The sequence below is a fragment of the Nocardioides hankookensis genome, from assembly GCF_042658885.1.
Taxonomy (GTDB): Bacteria; Actinomycetota; Actinomycetes; order Propionibacteriales; family Nocardioidaceae; genus Nocardioides; species Nocardioides hankookensis.
The window spans coordinates 745575-761672 of record NZ_JBHSRJ010000004.1 but is presented as its reverse complement, the minus strand read 5'-3'; the positions used below and the strand labels follow the sequence as shown (position 1 = coordinate 761672).

Genomic DNA, 16098 nt, shown 5'->3' with positions numbered 1-16098 from the left:
ACGCGCGTCAACTAGAACCTGTTGCATGCGTCACATGACCTTCGACGCGATCATCAAGGGCGGCCGCTGGTTCGACGGCACGGGCGCCGAGTCCGCGATCCGCAACCTCGGCGTACGCGACGGCCGGGTCGTCGCCGTCACCATCGACGACCTCGACGAGACCGGCTGCCCGGAGGTGGTCGACGCGCGGGGCCAGTGGGTGCTGCCGGGCTTCGTCGACATCCACACGCACTACGACATCGAGGTGCTCGACGGGCCCGGCCTGCCCGAGTCGGTGCGGCACGGCGTCACCACCCTGCTGCTCGGCTCGTGCTCCCTGTCGACGGTGCACGTCGGGGGCGTCGACGCGGGCGACCTCTTCGGCCGCGTCGAGGCGATCCCGCGCAAGCACGTCATCCGTGCCGTCGACCAGCACAAGACCTGGAAGAGCGCGGAGGAGTACGTCGGCGCGCTCGAGTCGCTGCCGCTCGGCCCCAACCTCGCGGCGTTCATCGGTCACTCCGACATGCGCACCGCGACGATGGGCCTCGACCGCGCGACCCGCAAGCAGGTGCGGCCGACCCGGCGCGAGCAGGCCCGGATGGAGTCGATGCTCGACGAGGCGCTCGACGCGGGCTTCGTCGGCATGTCGGCGCAGCAGCTGCTCTTCGACAAGATCGACGGCGAGCTGTGCCGATCGCGCACGCTGCCCTCGACGTACGCCAAGAGCAGCGAGATGCGCGGCCTGCGCTCGATCCTGCGCCGCCGTCGCCGGGCACTCCAGGCAGGCCCGGACGCCAGCCACCCGCACACGATCCTGACCCAGGCGCTGGGCTCGATCGGCCTCTTCGGCCGGCCCGCCCTGCGCACCAGCCTGCTCTCGGCGGCCGACATCAAGGCGATCCCGTTCGTCATCCACCTGATGCGCCCGGTCGCCTGGGTGGTCAACCGGCTCGGCGCCGACTTCCGCTGGCAGCACCTGCCGGTGCCCTTCGAGGTGTACGCCGACGGCATCGACCTGGTGATCTTCGAGGAGTTCGGCTCGGGCGCGATGGCCCTGCACCTGCAGGAGAAGCTGGCGCGCGACGAGCTGATGCGCGACCCGGCGTACCGCGAACGCTTCCGCAAGGACTACGAGAGCAAGTACGGCCCGCGGGTCTGGCACCGCGACTTCTTCGACGCCGAGATCGTCGCCTGCCCCGACGCCTCCGTCGTCGGCAAGTCCTTCGGGCAGGTCGGCGTCGAGCGCGGCGGCCAGCACCCCGTCGACGCGTTCCTCGACCTGGTGCTCGAGCACGGCACCGACATCCGGTGGCGCACCACGATCAGCAACCACCGCCCGGCGGTGCTGAAGAAGCTCGCCGCCGATCCCGGCATCCAGGTCGGCTTCTCCGACGCCGGCGCGCACCTGCGCAACATGTCCTTCTACAACTTCGGGCTGCGGCTGCTCAAGCACGTCCGCGACGCCGAGGTGGCGGGCAAGCCGTTCATGACGACCGAGCAGGCCGTGCACCGGCTGACCGGCGAGCTCGCGTCCTGGTACCGGATCGACGCCGGCACCCTGCGCAAGGGGGACCGCGCCGACATCGTGGTGATCGACCCGGCCCGTCTCGACGATGAGCTCGAGAGCTACCACGAGAGCCCGGTCGAGCAGTTCGGCAACCTGTCCCGGATGGTCAACCGCAACGACGCGGCCGTGCCGGCCGTCTTCGTGAGCGGCCGCCGGGTGGTCACCGACGGCGTGCCCACTCCCCTGCTGGGCACCGAGCGGACCGGGCAGTTCCTGCGGGCCGACCGGGCCGGGCTGCCCGTCGCCGCCGCGGCGGCCGAGCGGTCGTCGGAGGCCATCGCGTGACGCGGACGCCGAAGGAGGCCGTGCTCGGCCTCTGGCGGACCCTGTCCGAGCGCGACTACGCCGGCATCGCCGACTGGGTCACCGACGACTGCATCTACCTCGACGTGCCGGTCGGCCCGACGCTCGCGGCCCGCGGGCCGGAGGACATCGCGAAGCGCCTGCGGGTCGGCTGGGGTGGCCTGGCGGCGTACGAGAACCACGACGGCCTGCTGGTCGCCGAGGGCGACGACGTGATGTACGAGCACTCGGAGACCTGGACGTTCGCGAGCGGCGAGGTCTTCACCCTCGACTTCGCGACCGTGCACAGGGTCCGCGACGGCCGGGTCTGCCTCTGGAAGGACTACTGGGACTACGGCGCGATCATGAACAACGCGCCCGCGTCCTGGGTCGAGGGACTCGCCACCGCAGACACGTCCTGGGTCTACGACGCGAGCGGTGAAATCTAGGGCTTGACCCTGACGCAGCGTCAACCCTGCACGCTGCTCGCATGACAACCCCCACCACATCCCTCGGGACCGCCATCGAGGTCATCGGGATCGCCAAGTCGTACGGCGACCAGCCCGTCCTCCAGGGCCTCGACCTCACCGTCCCGACCGGCACCGTCTACGCCCTGCTCGGGCCGAACGGCGCCGGAAAGACCACCCTCGTGCGCATCCTCTCGACGCTGCTGGCCGCCGACGCGGGCACCGCCCGGGTCGGTGGGCACGACGTCGCGCAGCAGTCCGACGCCGTACGCCGCAGCATCGGCGTGACCGGCCAGTTCTCCGCGATCGACGACCTGCTGACCAGCCGGGAGAACCTGCGGCTGATGGCCGACCTCGCCCATCTGCCGCGGCCCGAGGCGGCGGCGAGGGTCGACGAGCTGCTGGCGACCTTCGACCTGACCGACGCCGCCGACCGCCGGGCCGCGACGTACTCCGGCGGCATGAAGCGGCGGCTCGACCTCGCGATGACGCTGGTCGCCCGCCCACGGCTGATCTTCCTCGACGAGCCGACCACCGGGCTCGACCCGCGCAGCCGCCGCGACCTGTGGCAGATCGTGCGGGAGCTGCTCGCGGACGGGGTGACGGTCTTCCTCACCACGCAGTACCTCGAGGAGGCCGACCAGCTCGCCGACGCCGTCGGGGTGCTCGTCGACGGCCGCCTGGTCGCCGAGGGCACGCCCGCCGAGCTCAAGGCGCAGGCGGGTCACTCGACCCTCGACGACGTGTTCCTCTCCCTGACCGAGACCAAGGAGTCCTTCTGATGTCCACGATGACCTACGCCGTGCAGGACTCGGCGACCCTCTTCCGCCGCAACCTCAAGCACCTGCTCCGCTACCCGTCGCTGACGATCACGATCATCGCGATGCCGGTCGTCTTCCTGCTGCTCTTCACCTACGTCTTCGGCGGCACCCTCGGCGCCGGCCTGCCCGGCGGGGCCGCAAGCGCCGACCCGCGGGCCGACTACCTGCACTACCTGACGCCGGCGATCCTGGTGATGACCGTCGTAGCGGTCGCGCAGAGCACCGCGATCCTGGTGGCCAAGGACGCGACCGAGGGGATCATCGACCGCTTCAAGACGCTGCCGATCGCCCGGTCCGCACCGCTGAACGGGCACGTGCTCGCCGCGATGGCGCAGACCGTCTTCGCCCTGGTGGTCGTGCTCGCGGTCGCCCTCGGCCTGGGCTACCGCAGCGACACGTCGGTCGTCGGCTGGGCCGGCGCCATCGGCATCCTGCTGCTGATGGGGTTCGCGGTGACCTGGCTGTGCGTCGGCCTCGGTCTCGCCAGCGGCAGCGTCGAGGCGGCCAGCAACGCGCCGATGCCGTTGATCCTGCTGCCGTTCCTCTCCAGCGCGTTCGTGCCGACCGACTCGATGCCGGCCGGGCTCGCCTGGGTCGCGGAGCACCAGCCGTTCACGCCGATCATCGAGACCCTGCGCGCCTGCCTCGACGGCACCTCCCCGGGCTCCGACGCCTGGTGGGCGATCGGGTGGTGTGCGCTGATCTCGGTGGTGTGCTGCGCGTGGGCGGTGCGGCTCTTCGGGAAGCCTCGGGCAGTCTGATCCCCATGCTCACGATCAGCCAGCTGGCTGCGTACGCCGGCGTGACGGTGCGCGCCGTGCGCCACTACCACCAGGTCGGACTGCTGCCGGAGCCGGCGCGGGACCACTCCGGCTACCGGACGTACGGCGCCGCCGACGTGGTCCGGCTGATCCGGGTCCGGACGCTGGCCGAGGCCGGGGTCCCGCTCGCCCGGGTGCAGGAGCTGCTCGACGCCTCGCCGGCGGAGTTCGGCGAGGCCGTCGAGCAGATCGACGCGGAGCTGCGGGCGAAGGTCCGCGGGCTCCAGGAGCACCGGCGCCGGATCGCCCACCTGGCGGCCGGCGACACGCTCGCCGTGCCGGCCGAGGTGGTCACCTACCTCGACCGGCTCCGCGGCACCGGCGTCTCGGCGGCGATGGTCGACGGCGAGCGCGACGCCTGGATCCTGATGGCGGCGCGGTGGCCGGAGCGGATCTCCGGGTTCATGGCCGAGAAGAACACCCAGCTCGACGACCCGCGCACGGTCCGCCTCTACCTGCTGATCGACGAGCTCAGCCAGTCCGGCATGGACGACGAGCGCCTCGGTGAGGTGGCCGACCTGATGGTCGAGATGAACGAGGAGTCGGCGGCGCACGGTGGCCTCGACCGACAGGAGGAGGCGCTGGGCGACGACGCCTACGTCGCCCTGCTCGACGCGTTCGCCACGGACGCGCACCCCATGGTCGAGCGGCTCCAGGAGCTGATGGCCGAGCGGGGCTGGACCGGATGGATCAAGATGGAGCCGACCTAGCCTGCGAGGTGGCCCCAGGCCGGGGCCAGCTCGGACCACGGACCGGTGGCTGCGACGCGACCCTCGACCAGGACCACCACCCGGTCGGCCTGGGCGAGGGCGGCCCGCTTGCTGGTCGCCCCGATGACGGTCGCGCCCCGGTCGCGCAGCGCGGACCAGAGCTCGATCTCGGTGGCGGCGTCGAGGGCCGAGGAGACGTCGTCGGCGAGCAGGAGCTCGGCGTCGCACGCCAGACCGCGAGCCAGGGCGAGGCGCTGGACCTGGCCGCCGGACAGGCGGACGCCCCGGTGCCCGACCAGGGCGTCGGGCCCACCCGCGCTCTCGACGTCGGGCAGCAGCCGGGCGCTCTCGAGGGCCGGCAGGACGACCCGGTCGGCGTGGTCGAGCCGGACGTTGTCGGTGAACGTGCCGGACAGCACCCGCGGCACCTGGGCGACGTGGGCGACCCGGCCCGGGCGCAGGAACGTCTCGGTGTCGACGGCCGGCTCGTCGTTCCACCGGATCTCGCCCGTCGAGGAGACCAGCCCGGCCAGGGCCGAGAGCAGGCTGGACTTGCCCGAACCGACCTGCCCGAGCAGCAGCACCAGCTCGCGGGAGCCGACCGTCAGGTCGACGTCGCTCACACCGATCGTGCCGTCGTCGTGGACGGCCGAGACGCCGCGCAGCTCGAGGATGCGCAGCGGGTCGCGCGGACCGGGGACCGGCGCGGGAGCCGCGCCGCTGACCAGGTCGACTCCCGCCGGCAGGTGCATGAGGTCGCCGCCACCGGCGAGCCGGCTGGTGGTCTGCATCCACGCCCGGGTGCCGGGCGCCTCGGTGATGACGGCACCGGCCACCCGGCCGAACCAGTCGAAGCCGTTGACGGCGCCCGCCACCAGCAGCGCGGTGGCCAGGCCCCAGCCACCGGCGGCGAGGATGCCCCAGGCGGCGACCACGCCGCACTGCACCATCACGATCGGGACGCCGTCGAGCAGCGCCTGCACCCGGTGCTCGCGCACCGCGGCGTCGACACGGCCGCCGTCCACCTCGCGCAGGTGGGCGTGCACGCTGGGCGTCGAGGCGGCGAGCTTGACCGTGCGGATCGAGTCGAGGGCCGAGACCAGTGACCGGCCGAACCGGGCGCGCGCCGCAGCCGAGGCCGCGGCGGACCGGCCGGCCACGCGGCGACCCAGGGTCGAGGCCAGCGACGAGGCGACCATGACGGCGAGCAGCACGCCGCCCGCCAGGAAGCTCTGGGCCAGCACTGCCGTCAGCGCCGCGATCACGAGACCGTTGATGAAGTCGACCCAGCGGTCGGCGTACCGCGCGAGGCGGTCGGCGTCCATGGTGCGCGCGACGACCTCGCCCGGCGGGGTGCGCTGGAGCCGGTGCTGCTCGGTCTGGCCGGCGAGGACAGCGGTGCGCACCCGCAGCATCACCGCGATCCACCAGCGCGGGTAGAGGCGGATCGCCTCGGCGAGCAGCAGCGGCGAGGCCAGCAGCGACAGCACCACTGCGGCCGTCAGCATGGTGGGGGTCTCGCCGCGCTGGAGCGCGACGACGACGTGGCCCCAGAGGAAACCGGTGACCGCACCGAACGCACCGCAGAGCGCGGAGGCCAGGAAGATCACGATGCTGAGCGCGCCCCACTGGGGCTCGACCAGGAGCGCCGACGTGGTGGCGCGCCCGAGGCTCGGCACGGGCTCGAGCTCCGGCTCCGGCGGCGGTGCTCCGACCCGGCGGGCGGTGCCGACCTGGGTCGAGCCGACCTCGTCCGCGATGCCGCGGTCGTCCTCGGCCGAGGCGGTGAGCAGGGTGCGGAACGGCCCGTCCTCGGCGGCCAGCCGGGTCCGGGGACCGCGCTGCACGACGCGTCCGTCGTCGAGGACCGCGACCTGCTCCGCGCGCTCGGTGGTCGAGAGCCGGTGCGCGACGAGCAGGCCGGTGCGCCCCGACAGCAGCCGGTCGGCGGCGCGGACCACGTTGGCCTCCGTCACCGGGTCCATGCGTGCGGTCGCCTCGTCGAGCACGACGACGCTCACGTCGCGGACGAGCAGCCGGGCGAAGGCGACCAGCTGCTCCTCCCCTGCCGACAGCGTGGTGCCGCCGGGGCCGAGGAGGGTGTCGAGCCCGGCGGAGAGGCCGGCGACCCAACCGTCGAGGCCGAGCTCGGTCACGGCGGCCTCGACGCGCTCACGCGGGACGTCCTCGAAGAGCGCGACGTTGTCGGCGAGGGTGCCGGCGAGGATCTCGGTGCGTTGGGTGACCACGCCGACCGAGGAGCGCAGCGACCCGAGCTCGAGGTCGAGCACGTCGACCCCGCCGAGCAGCACGGAGCCGGGCTCGGGCTCGACGGCGCGGGAGAGCAGGGACGCGAGCGTCGACTTGCCCGAGCCGGTGCGGCCCACGAGCGCGCAGGTGGTGCCGGCCGGGACGTGCAGGTCGACGTGCTGGAGGGCGAACCGGCCCTCGACGTAGGAGAAGTGCAGGTCGGAGAAGCGGAGGTCGAGCGGCCCCTCCGGGACCGGGCGGCCGCCGCTGGGCTCGCGCTCGGCGCCCAGCACGCCGCGCAGCCGGATGACGGCGCCGAACCCCTCCTGGAGGTCGGGGAGGTGCCGGGCGAGCTGGTCGACCTGTCCAACGAACATCGTCGTGACCAGGAAGAGCGTGACCAGCGACGAGGTGTCGAGGTGGTCGTTGACCACGAGCGTCACCCCGACGAGCGCCGTGCCGGCCAGCACCGCGTGCAGCATCGACCCGGCCCGTCGCGTCACCCGGGCCTCGACCTGGAGGACCGCGTCGAAGAGCGCGTGGACGCGGGCGGCGAGCTCGGTGCACCGGCGCAGCACGTGGGACTGGCCCAGGCTGGCACGCAGGTCGTCGCGGCCCGCGACACCCTCCTCGAGGGCGGCGGCGTGGTCGGTCCACGCGGCCTCCTCCACGACCTTGCGGGTGGAGATCTCCGGCAGCAGGGGGCGTACGACGGCGAGTGCTGCCAGCCCGGTCACCGGGAAGAGGAAGAACGCCGGCCACCAGGTGACGCCCGCGACGATCCAGAGCGGGCCGGAGGCGAAGACCGTGCGGATCGCCATCCAGCCGCTCTGCCGCAGCAGGGTGCCGACCTCGTGGGTGTCGTCGTCGATCCGGTCGAGCACCTCGCCGACGGCCTGCTCGGTCAGCGCCGAGAGCGGCTGGTGCATCGCGGCGTCGAGGAGGTCGGCGCGCAGCTGCCCCTCCGCCCGGTCGACGGTGCCGGCCCACAGGGTGCGCGCGAGGGTGTCGAGCACCGCGGCGCCCACGACGCAGAGCGCGAGCAGCGCGACCAGCCGGCCGGTCGCGTCCTCGGCCAGCCGGCCCGCCACGAGCGAGCCCAGGGAGGTGCCGAGGGCGGCCACCGCGCACGCGACCAGGGCGCACACGGCGACCGGCGTACGCAGGCGACGCCAGTCGACGGTCCGTCCCGGCTCGGGGGGATCGAGGCGCGGAGACGTGACCGTCCGGTCGGGGCCGAGAGTGGTGGACATCGAGGTCGAGGCTATGTCGCTGCACCGACAGTCGTCGCCCGGTTTACGAGGGTGTGGGGGTGGGGTGGCGGCGTGTCGGCGGGTTTCACCGGCTGACCGCCGAACCCCGCGCAGGGGCGGTCCAGCGGGTCGCGCCGCCGGGCTCGACGGTCGCCAGCGCGGTCATCGAGCGGGCCGCGATCCGGTAGACGTGCCACGGCGGCGGGCCCGCCGAGGGTGCGCTGAACTCGGCGGTCAGGGCGGTGCCCGACTCGTCGACCCGGCACGGCCAGTCGACCGCCCATTCGGCCGCGCGTGCCGCCACGACGGCGGGGTCGGTGACCAGCTCGGCGTCCCCCTCGACCACGAGGTCGAACTCGTGGGTCGCGACGCTGATCGCGCAGCGGGGGTCACGGGCGACGTTGCGGCCCTTGCGCGTCGTACGCCCGGTCTCGAACCAGAAGGAGCCCTCGGCCCAGATCGCACCGATACCCGTGACGTGCGGGCTGCCGTCGGGGTTCAGGGTGGTCAGCCAGCAGGTGTGCCGGTCGGGCCCCCCGGTCCCCGGCGCCTGGCTGAATCCGGCGTCGAGGCGCGCGACGATCGGCGCCCACTCGAGAGGTGGCAGGTCGTAGAGCTCGGCGAGGTTGGTGGCGTCCATGCCAGGTATGACTCGGTCGGGGCGGCCGAGTCATCGGGCGAGCCACGTGACAACCTGAGCCACCGACCGCGCGTCACAGTCTCGGGAGGTGGGTGGATGCGTCGGGTGCTCGTGGTGGCGCTGCTGCTCGCCCTCGTCACGCCGGTCCCGACGTCGACGGGCGCGCCGGGGCACCGTGATCGCGTCGTCCCGTGCTCGCGCGGGCTGGTCGCGCTGACCTTCGACGACGGCCCGTCGCCGACGGTGACGCCGCGCCTCGTGCACGTGCTGCGCCGCCTCGACGTGCCGGCGACGTTCTTCATGGTCGGCACCCGGGTCGCGGCGTACCCCGAGGTGGCCCGGCTGGTCGAGCACAACGGCTTCACCATCGGCAACCACACCTGGGCGCACACCGACCTCACGACCCAGAGCGACGCGGAGGTCCGGCACGCGCTGCGTGCGACGCGCCGGGCCATGCACGCCGCCGGCCTGCACCCGACCGAGCTGGCGCGGCCGCCGTACGGCGCGACGAACCCGCACGTCGAGCGGCTGCTCACGGGCATGGGCTACACGTCGGTGCTCTGGACCATCGACTCGCGCGACTGGACGGGCCTGTCCCCGCGACAGATCCGGGCCGGCATCGGCTCCGCGGTGCGCCCGCACCGCACCAACCTCGTGCTCCAGCACGACGGCGTGACCAACTCCCCCGCAACGCTGCGCGCCCTGCCCACCGAGGTCGCCGACCTGCGTCGGCGCGGGTTCTGCTTCGCGGCGCTGGACGCCGCCGGTGCCCCCACCCCGCCGGTGCCGCTCGTCGAGGTCACCCCCGACCGGCGCCGCGTCGCCGAGGGTGGACGACTGGCCGTCACCGTCCGCCTGAGCCGGCCGACGTCGCGGCCGACGGCGGTGCGGGTGCTGGGCCGGACCGTGCGGTTCGGGGTCGGCGAGCGGTCGGCGCGGACCGCCGTCCGCGCCCCCCAGGACGCTGCCGACGACCACGACAGGCGGCTCGACCTCACCCTCGACGGCCTCCGCGGGGTCGCGCCGGGCACCCCGGTGTCCGTGCCGGTGATCGACGACGACCCGCCTCCGGTCGTCAGCGTCGGCACCGCCGAGACCGAGGCGTCACCGCTGCTCGCGCTGGGCGCGACGGTGCCCGTGCGGCTCGACCGGACCAGCGACCGCGACGTCGTGGTCGAGGCCCACAGCGAGCTCGGCTCGGCGTCCACGATCGTGCCGGCCGGCGCCCTGACCGCGGACCTGGAGCTCACGGTGCCCGTCGGCACCCCGCAGGACGCGGTCCGGGAGGTCGCGGTCGAGGTCGACGGCGGCAACGCGGGGACGCTCGTCGTACGACCGCCGACGCGGACGCGCACCGAGGTCGTGCAGGAGGTGTTCGCGCGGGTCCGGTGGCCGATGACCGTCGCGGGGCTGTGACAGCCGGTCAGCCGGCACTCGTCGCGGCCATGACCCGCACCTGGGTGGACGCCTCGGCGTGGTCCTGCGTGCCGACCAGGCGGACGACGTAGGTCCGGTCCGCCAGCGGGGCCGCCACCGAGATCCGGGCCCGGCCGCTGCCGTCGAGCCGCGCGGTGCCTTCCTGCACCAGCTGGCCGCCGCGCCGGGTCAGCAGCACGACCTGGTCACCGCTCTGGCCGCCGGTGGTGCTCACCGTGACCGTCGCCGTGTCGGCGCTGGTCGCGGCCGACGCACTGACGCTCGGCTGCACGACCAGGGTCAGGCTCGGGCTGCGCACGCCCTGCGCCGCCAGCCGGAGCTCGGTGCTGCGCTGGACCGGGCCGGTCGACATCGCGACCGAGCCGTCGGAGCCGCTGCGGGCGGTCGCGACCTGGGTCCAGCCCTGCGAGCCCGAGCGTGCCTCGAGCGCCACCCGGGCACCCGGGACCGGCGTGCCGTCGGCGGCGGACACCGTGCCGGTGACGATGGCGGTCCCGCCCGGCGCGACCTGCTGACCGGCTCCCGCGGACGAGATCGCGACCGAGGCGGGCACCGGCGCCGGCGGCGTCGTCGGGGTGGGCTCAGCCGTCGGGGAGGTGCTCGGGCTCGCCGACGGCGATCCCGACTCCGTGGCGGAGGGATCGGCCGAGGGCGACTCCGTGGTGGCCTCGTCGGTCGGGCTGGCGGAGGGCTCGATCGCGGTCGGCGACGGCTTCTCCGACGGCCGCGGAGCCTGGCTGTGCGACGGCCGCGGGTGCGGCGGCGGGACCGGGGTCGGCGACGGCGCCACCGGGGTCGGCTGGACCTCCGGCTCGGCCGGCGGCACGTCGGGCTTCGGCTTCGGCACGCCCAGCGGCGCCAGCACGGAGTGCACGGCCCGCTGGACCGGCTCCGGCAGGTTGCTGGAGTACGCCGCGGCCACGCCGGTGGTCGCCAGGGCGACCGAGGCGGCGAGGATCGCGGTCGTGCCGACCCGCCGGGCGGTACGACCGGTCATCGGCACCACCACGCCCGGGGCCGCACCGGCCTGGGCGGCCCGGAACATCGCGAGGTAGGTCTCCTCGTCGGCCAGCTCGGCGACGGTGCCCGGCGCGCTCAGCGCACGCTCGATCTCCTGCTCGTCCATCTCGTCGTACGGCATCACTCACCGCCTCCCGCTCTGTGCCCGAGAGTCTGTGACAGCGACCTGAGCGCGCGGTGCACGCCCACGCGGACCGTGCCCGGCTGCTTGTCGAGCAGCCTCGCCACCTCCGCGACGTCCAGCCCGGCCACGACCCGCAGCAGCACCATCTCCGCCTGCGCAGGCGGCAGCGTGGCGACCAGCGCGAGCGCGCGGGACGTCGCGTCGTTCCCGACGGCCTCGTCCTCCGCACTCGGCGTCGTGGGCACCTGGCGCACGACCTCGATCGGGTCGGGGACCGAGACCAGCGCCGGCGTGCGCGTGCGCGCCCGGCCACGGTCGACGGCCCGGTGCCTGGCGATCGTGAACAGCCAGGCCCGGAACTCCGGCACCCCGCCCTCGAACGACGACAACCCGTGGACGACGTGCATCCAGGTCTCGGCGGCCAGGTCCTCCGGGCTCTCCTCGCCACGTCCGCGCAGGTAGCGCAGCAGACGCGGGTGCAGCTCCCGCCACACCGTCGCGAAGCCGCGCTCGTCCCCCGAGCGAGCGGCGACCAGCGCCTGCTCCAGCTCGTCCACGTCCCCCGTGTCGAGAGCCGTCACCGCACGGACGCCGCGCGGCAGCGGTCTGTCGTTCGTGGCGTCCAGCGCAGCTCCTCGAGATCGGTCTCCGATTCATCAGTCCGTGAGCGTCGCGCTGGTGCTCGCGGCGAATCGTCTAGCGGCGTACCCCAGACGGTAGTCGGTCCCCGGCGCGCTCGGCCGCACAAAACGGACCGTGCCGTTGCGTGCCGTGCGTGCGTGGTCGACGACCGTCCAGGTGGCCGTGCCGGCATCGTACGTCTGGAGCGTCACCAGTGCGCCCTTGACGGGGTGTCTCTGCGCCCGGAGCTGACCGGTGACGGCCAGGCCCCGCGGGACGTCGCGACCGCGGATCGACAGCGAGCTCGGCGCGCGGACACCGATCTCGACCACCCGGCTGACCCCGCCGGGCAGCCCCGCGGCGGCGTGCGCGCGGAGCCGGTAGCGGGAGGCGGTGGCCGGGGTCACCGTGAAGCTGACCGACCCGTCGGCGGCGGTGGTCGCCGTCTCGGCGATGGCCCACGCCGTCTTCGGACGGACCGTCTTGCTGACCAGGTCGACGCTCACGCCGGCGACCGGGCTGGCCGAGTAGGTCACGGTCCCGGAGACGACGCTGCTCCCGCCCGGGTCGACCCGCCGCGGCTCGGCCAAGATCGAGACGACCTGCCGGACTCCGATCTGCACGGTCCCGCTGCGGACCGGGCGGAACCTCGACGTGCCGGCGAAGGCGAGACGGTACGCCGTGGGGCTCGCCGGGCGCACCCGGAAGCTCACGAGCCCGTCCCGGTCGGTCCGCTGGCCGTTGCGGTACTGCCAGTTCCCGCCCGGGGTGGTGCGGGCGAGCAGGACGACGTACTTGCCGCGCAGGTGGAAGCGGTTCACGCGGAGGTTGCCACGCACGACGCCGGTGCCGTCGGCGCCGACGACGGGGCGCATCGCGCGGATCGAGAGGGTGGTGGGGAGGCGGTGAGCCGGGTGACTCGGTGCGTGCACCCGGATCACGGCGACGCCGCTGTAGCGCGGCTTGGCGTCGTCAGCGCCTGCGTAGTGCCAGCGGTACCGGGTGGTGACCTCTGGCGCCACGGTCAGGCGCACGCCTCCCTTGTCCCCCGTGGTGGCCGTCCCGATCGGCGTGAAGACCTGCTCGCCGGCCGCCTGTGCTTCGAGGTCGACCGGCCGGTCGGCAGGGGAAGCGCCTTCCACCTGCAGGTTCCCGGCGATGACGCCGGACTCGCCCGGCGTCACGGACGGCTGGAGGGGCCTGATGGAGATCGACGTGGCTGCCGGTGCCGCAGTGGCGGCGACCGCCGGGGCGCCGACCGTTCCGAGTGCGGTCGTGACCAGTGCCGTCGTGACCAGCGCGGCCACCACGGCGCGGACGAGCGTCGTGGTCCGGGACATGCGCTTCATAGCCTGCTCTCCTGGGCGGGGGAGGTACCTCTCACCACTGACAGCGTCGAAGACCCCGAATGCGTTACACGGGGCTCAGAGCTCCTTCATCCCCCAGGGGCTGCCGTACTCCGTGAGCAGGTCGAGGAACGGCACCGCGTCGAACGCCTCGGGCCCGAGCACGCCGGCGCCGCTCCAGGTGCCGCGGGCGAGCAGCTCGAGGGCGACGACCGGGTTGATCGCGGTCTGCCAGACGACGCACTGGTGGCCGTACTCGCGCATCGTCCACTCGTTGTCGACCACGTGGTAGAGGTACGTCGACCGCTCGGCGCCGTCCTTCCCCGTGCCGGTCACCCACAGGCCGGCGCAGGTCTTGCCCGTCATCCGCGCGCCGACGGTCGCCGGGTCCGGGAGGACGGCGGCGACCACGTCGCGCGGGCTGACCTCGACGCCCTTGACCCGCACCGTGTCGGTCTTGTCGAGGCCCAGGGTGTTGAGCACCTTGAGGATGTTGATGAACTCGTCGCCGAGGCCGTACTTGAAGGTCGCCCGCTTGCAGTCGACCCAGCGCGGCATCAGGAGCACCTCCTCGTGCTCGACGTTGACGCACTCGACCGGGCCGATGCCCTCGGGGAAGTCGAAGACCTCCGGCTCCGAGAACGGCGGGGTCGTGAACCAACCGCGGTCCTTCTCCCAGATGACCGGCGGGTTGAGGCACTCCTCGATCGTGGTCCACATCGAGAACGACGGCGCGAAGATCTCGTTGCCGTCGTCGTCGGTGACCACCAGGTTGGCGCCGTCGCGGGTGCCCAGCTCGTCGATCTCGCTGAAGAGGTGGTCGGCGGCGTACCGCGCGAAGACGTCGGAGAGCCCGGGCTCGACGCCGATGCCCACCAGCGCGAGGCGGCCGCTCTGCTCCCACTCCTCCGCCACGGCGAACTGCTCGTCGCCGAGCTTCACGCCCGTCTGCTCGTACGGCGCCTCCGGGTGCGGCTTCGACAGCGACATCGCCATGTCGAGGTAGTCGGCGCCGGCCTCGGCCGCTCCGTTGAAGATCGGCATGTTGAAGACCGGGTCGACGGCGTTCATCACGTGGGTGATGCCGTGCTCGCGGCACAGCGCCGCGACCGACTCGGCCGACGACGCGTCGATCTGCGCGCCGACGTACCTCTCGTCGGCGGCAGCCGCCTTCTCGGCCCTGGCCGCGTCGTAGTCGGCGACCACGATCGTCTCGAAGAAGTCGCGCCGCGCCGCGATGGCGGCGAACGCCGACCCCACGCCCCCGGCGCCGACCAGCAGGATCCTCATCGGATCACTCACCGTGGTAGCTCATCACGTGCTTGATCCGGGTGTAGTCCTCGAAGCCGTAGCCGGAGAGGTCCTTGCCGTAGCCGGAGTGCTTGAAGCCGCCGTGCGGCATCTCGGACACGAACGGGATGTGCGTGTTGATCCACACGGCGCCGAAGTCGAGGCGGCGCGACATCCGCAGCGCGCGGGCGTGGTCGCGGGTCCACACGCTGGAGGAGAGTGCGTACTGGACGTCGTTGGCCCAGGTGAGCGCCTGCGCCTCGTCGCTGAACTTCTGCACGGTCATCACCGGCCCGAAGATCTCGGTCTGGATCTGCTCGTCGGTCTGCTGGAGGCCGGAGAGCACGGTGGGCTCGTAGAAGTAGCCCTTCTCGCCCTTGCGGGTGCCGCCGGTCTGGATGCTGGCGTGGTCGGGCAGCCGGTCGACCATGCCGGTGACGTGGGCGAGCTGGTTGGCGTTGTTGAGGGGGCCGTAGTAGGTCGCCTCGTCGTCGGGCATGCCGGTCGGCATCCCCTTCGCGGCCTCGGCCAGCGCGGCGACGAACTCGTCGTGGATGCCGGCCTGCACCAGCACGCGGGTGGCGGCGGTGCAGTCCTGGCCGGCGTTGAAGAGGCCGGCGCCGGCGATGCCCTCGGCCGCCTTCGCGATGTCGGCGTCGTCGAAGACCACGCAGGGCGCCTTGCCGCCGAGCTCGAGGTGGACGCGCTTGAGGTCGTGCGAGGCCGCCTCCGCAACCTGCATGCCGGCGCGCACCGAGCCGGTGATCGCCACCATCTGCGGCGTCTTGTGGGAGACCAGCGCGCGGCCGGTGTCGCGGTCGCCGCAGACCACGTTGAGCACGCCCGGCGGGAGAAACTCCTGCGCGATCTCGGCCAGCAGCGTCGAGCTCGCGGGAGTGGTGTCGCTGGGCTTGAGGACGACGGTGTTGCCGGCCGCGAGCGCGGGCGCGATCTTCCAGATCATCATCAGCAGCGGGTAGTTCCACGGCGTCACCTGGCCGACGACGCCGACCGGCTCGCGGCGTACCCACGAGGTGTGGTCGGCCATGTACTCACCGGCCGCCTTGCCCTCGAGCATCCGCGCCGCACCGGCGAAGAACTTGAAGTGGTCCGAGGCGTAGGGCATCTCCTCGTCCATCGTCAGCTGGACCGGCTTGCCGGTGTCCTTGCACTCGACGGCGTTGATCTCGTCGACGCGGTCCTCGATCGCCTGCGCGATCTTCAGCAGCGCGTTGGAGCGGTCCTGGGGCGTCGCGTAGCCCCAGCCCTCGAAGGCGGCGTCGGCCGCGGCGTAGGCCCGGTCGATGTCCTCGTCGCCGGACCTCGGCGCCTGCGCGTACACCTCCCCCGTGGTCGGGTCGATGACGTCGTAGGTCTCCCCCGACACGCTCTCGACGAGCTCTCCGTTGACGACGTTCTTGAAAGACTGGTCAGCCATGCCGCGAGCCTAGAGGTCCGACAACGGAA

13 protein-coding genes are annotated in these 16098 nt (G+C 73.2%); 6 read left to right on the top strand and 7 right to left on the bottom strand.

Annotation, left to right across the window (positions count from 1 at the left end):
* Positions 1-34 precede the first annotated feature (34 nt).
* From ACFPYL_RS10095 to ACFPYL_RS10075, 5 genes are read left to right on the top strand one after another with little or no spacing between them, the layout of a single operon-like run.
* On the top strand, positions 35-1834 hold the full coding sequence (locus tag ACFPYL_RS10095) for an N-acyl-D-amino-acid deacylase family protein (protein ID WP_379153464.1): 1800 nt from the start codon (positions 35-37) through the stop codon (positions 1832-1834).
* Positions 1831-2280, top strand: a complete 450-nt coding sequence (locus ACFPYL_RS10090) for a nuclear transport factor 2 family protein (protein WP_379153463.1) — start codon at positions 1831-1833, stop codon at positions 2278-2280. Before ACFPYL_RS10095 ends, ACFPYL_RS10090 begins: the two co-directional genes overlap by 4 nt.
* A 41-nt stretch (positions 2281-2321) precedes the next feature.
* Positions 2322-3080 (top strand): ABC transporter ATP-binding protein, encoded by a 759-nt coding sequence (locus ACFPYL_RS10085; RefSeq protein ID WP_379153462.1) that lies wholly within the window; start codon positions 2322-2324, stop codon positions 3078-3080.
* Positions 3080-3880 (top strand): ABC transporter permease, encoded by an 801-nt coding sequence (locus tag ACFPYL_RS10080; RefSeq protein ID WP_379153461.1) that lies wholly within the window; start codon positions 3080-3082, stop codon positions 3878-3880. Before ACFPYL_RS10085 ends, ACFPYL_RS10080 begins: the two co-directional genes overlap by 1 nt.
* Positions 3881-3885: 5 nt before the next feature.
* Positions 3886-4650 (top strand): MerR family transcriptional regulator, encoded by a 765-nt coding sequence (locus ACFPYL_RS10075; RefSeq protein WP_379153460.1) that lies wholly within the window; start codon positions 3886-3888, stop codon positions 4648-4650.
* Here the strand turns inward: ACFPYL_RS10075 and ACFPYL_RS10070 are convergent.
* Together ACFPYL_RS10070 and ACFPYL_RS10065 are read right to left on the bottom strand one after the other, a co-directional pair.
* Entirely contained in the window at positions 4647-8153 is a 3507-nt protein-coding gene (locus tag ACFPYL_RS10070) for an ATP-binding cassette domain-containing protein (protein WP_379153459.1), read from the bottom strand. The genes ACFPYL_RS10075 and ACFPYL_RS10070 overlap by 4 nt on opposite strands.
* Positions 8154-8238: 85 nt before the next feature.
* Positions 8239-8793, bottom strand: a complete 555-nt coding sequence (locus tag ACFPYL_RS10065) for a pyridoxamine 5'-phosphate oxidase family protein (RefSeq protein ID WP_379153458.1) — start codon at positions 8791-8793, stop codon at positions 8239-8241.
* 96 nt (positions 8794-8889) lie between these two features.
* On the opposite strand from ACFPYL_RS10065, the gene ACFPYL_RS10060 reads away from it, so the two are divergent.
* Complete coding sequence (locus ACFPYL_RS10060; protein ID WP_379153457.1) at positions 8890-10209, top strand: polysaccharide deacetylase family protein; 1320 nt, start codon at positions 8890-8892, stop codon at positions 10207-10209.
* A gap of 7 nt (positions 10210-10216) precedes the next feature.
* On the opposite strand, the gene ACFPYL_RS10055 is transcribed toward ACFPYL_RS10060, so the two are convergent.
* The 5 genes from ACFPYL_RS10055 to ACFPYL_RS10035 all read right to left on the bottom strand — a co-directional run bounded on the left by ACFPYL_RS10055 (position 10217) and on the right by ACFPYL_RS10035 (position 16069).
* A complete protein-coding gene (locus ACFPYL_RS10055) occupies positions 10217-11371 on the bottom strand; it encodes a hypothetical protein (protein ID WP_379153456.1) in 1155 nt (384 codons plus the stop codon).
* Positions 11371-11955, bottom strand: coding sequence for an RNA polymerase sigma factor (locus ACFPYL_RS10050; protein ID WP_379153455.1), 585 nt, complete (start codon positions 11953-11955; stop codon positions 11371-11373). Before ACFPYL_RS10050 ends, ACFPYL_RS10055 begins: the two co-directional genes overlap by 1 nt.
* Positions 11956-12030: 75 nt before the next feature.
* Complete coding sequence (locus tag ACFPYL_RS10045) at positions 12031-13344, bottom strand: hypothetical protein (RefSeq protein ID WP_379153454.1); 1314 nt, start codon at positions 13342-13344, stop codon at positions 12031-12033.
* A gap of 75 nt (positions 13345-13419) precedes the next feature.
* Positions 13420-14631 carry a saccharopine dehydrogenase family protein gene (locus ACFPYL_RS10040; protein ID WP_379153453.1) on the bottom strand — a complete coding sequence of 404 codons (1212 nt, stop codon included), beginning with the start codon at positions 14629-14631 and terminating at the stop codon, positions 13420-13422.
* Between the two features lie 4 nt (positions 14632-14635).
* Entirely contained in the window at positions 14636-16069 is a 1434-nt protein-coding gene (locus ACFPYL_RS10035) for a gamma-aminobutyraldehyde dehydrogenase (protein WP_379153451.1), read from the bottom strand.
* Between the last annotated feature and the right edge of the window lie 29 nt (positions 16070-16098).

Excerpts from the sequence above, each read along its gene's own strand:
- ACFPYL_RS10095 (WP_379153464.1), top strand. The coding sequence starts at position 35 with ATGACCTTCGACGCGATCATCAAGGGCGGCCGCTGGTTCGACGGCACG.
- ACFPYL_RS10085 (WP_379153462.1), top strand. The coding sequence starts at position 2,322 with ATGACAACCCCCACCACATCCCTCGGGACCGCCATCGAGGTCATCGGG.
- ACFPYL_RS10080 (WP_379153461.1), top strand. The coding sequence starts at position 3,080 with ATGTCCACGATGACCTACGCCGTGCAGGACTCGGCGACCCTCTTCCGC.
- ACFPYL_RS10075 (WP_379153460.1), top strand. The coding sequence starts at position 3,886 with ATGCTCACGATCAGCCAGCTGGCTGCGTACGCCGGCGTGACGGTGCGC.
- ACFPYL_RS10070 (WP_379153459.1), bottom strand. The coding sequence starts at position 8,153 with ATGTCCACCACTCTCGGCCCCGACCGGACGGTCACGTCTCCGCGCCTC.
- ACFPYL_RS10065 (WP_379153458.1), bottom strand. The coding sequence starts at position 8,793 with ATGGACGCCACCAACCTCGCCGAGCTCTACGACCTGCCACCTCTCGAG.
- ACFPYL_RS10060 (WP_379153457.1), top strand. The coding sequence starts at position 8,890 with ATGCGTCGGGTGCTCGTGGTGGCGCTGCTGCTCGCCCTCGTCACGCCG.
- ACFPYL_RS10055 (WP_379153456.1), bottom strand. The coding sequence starts at position 11,371 with ATGCCGTACGACGAGATGGACGAGCAGGAGATCGAGCGTGCGCTGAGC.
- ACFPYL_RS10045 (WP_379153454.1), bottom strand. The coding sequence starts at position 13,344 with ATGAAGCGCATGTCCCGGACCACGACGCTCGTCCGCGCCGTGGTGGCC.
- ACFPYL_RS10040 (WP_379153453.1), bottom strand. The coding sequence starts at position 14,631 with ATGAGGATCCTGCTGGTCGGCGCCGGGGGCGTGGGGTCGGCGTTCGCC.
- ACFPYL_RS10035 (WP_379153451.1), bottom strand. The coding sequence starts at position 16,069 with ATGGCTGACCAGTCTTTCAAGAACGTCGTCAACGGAGAGCTCGTCGAG.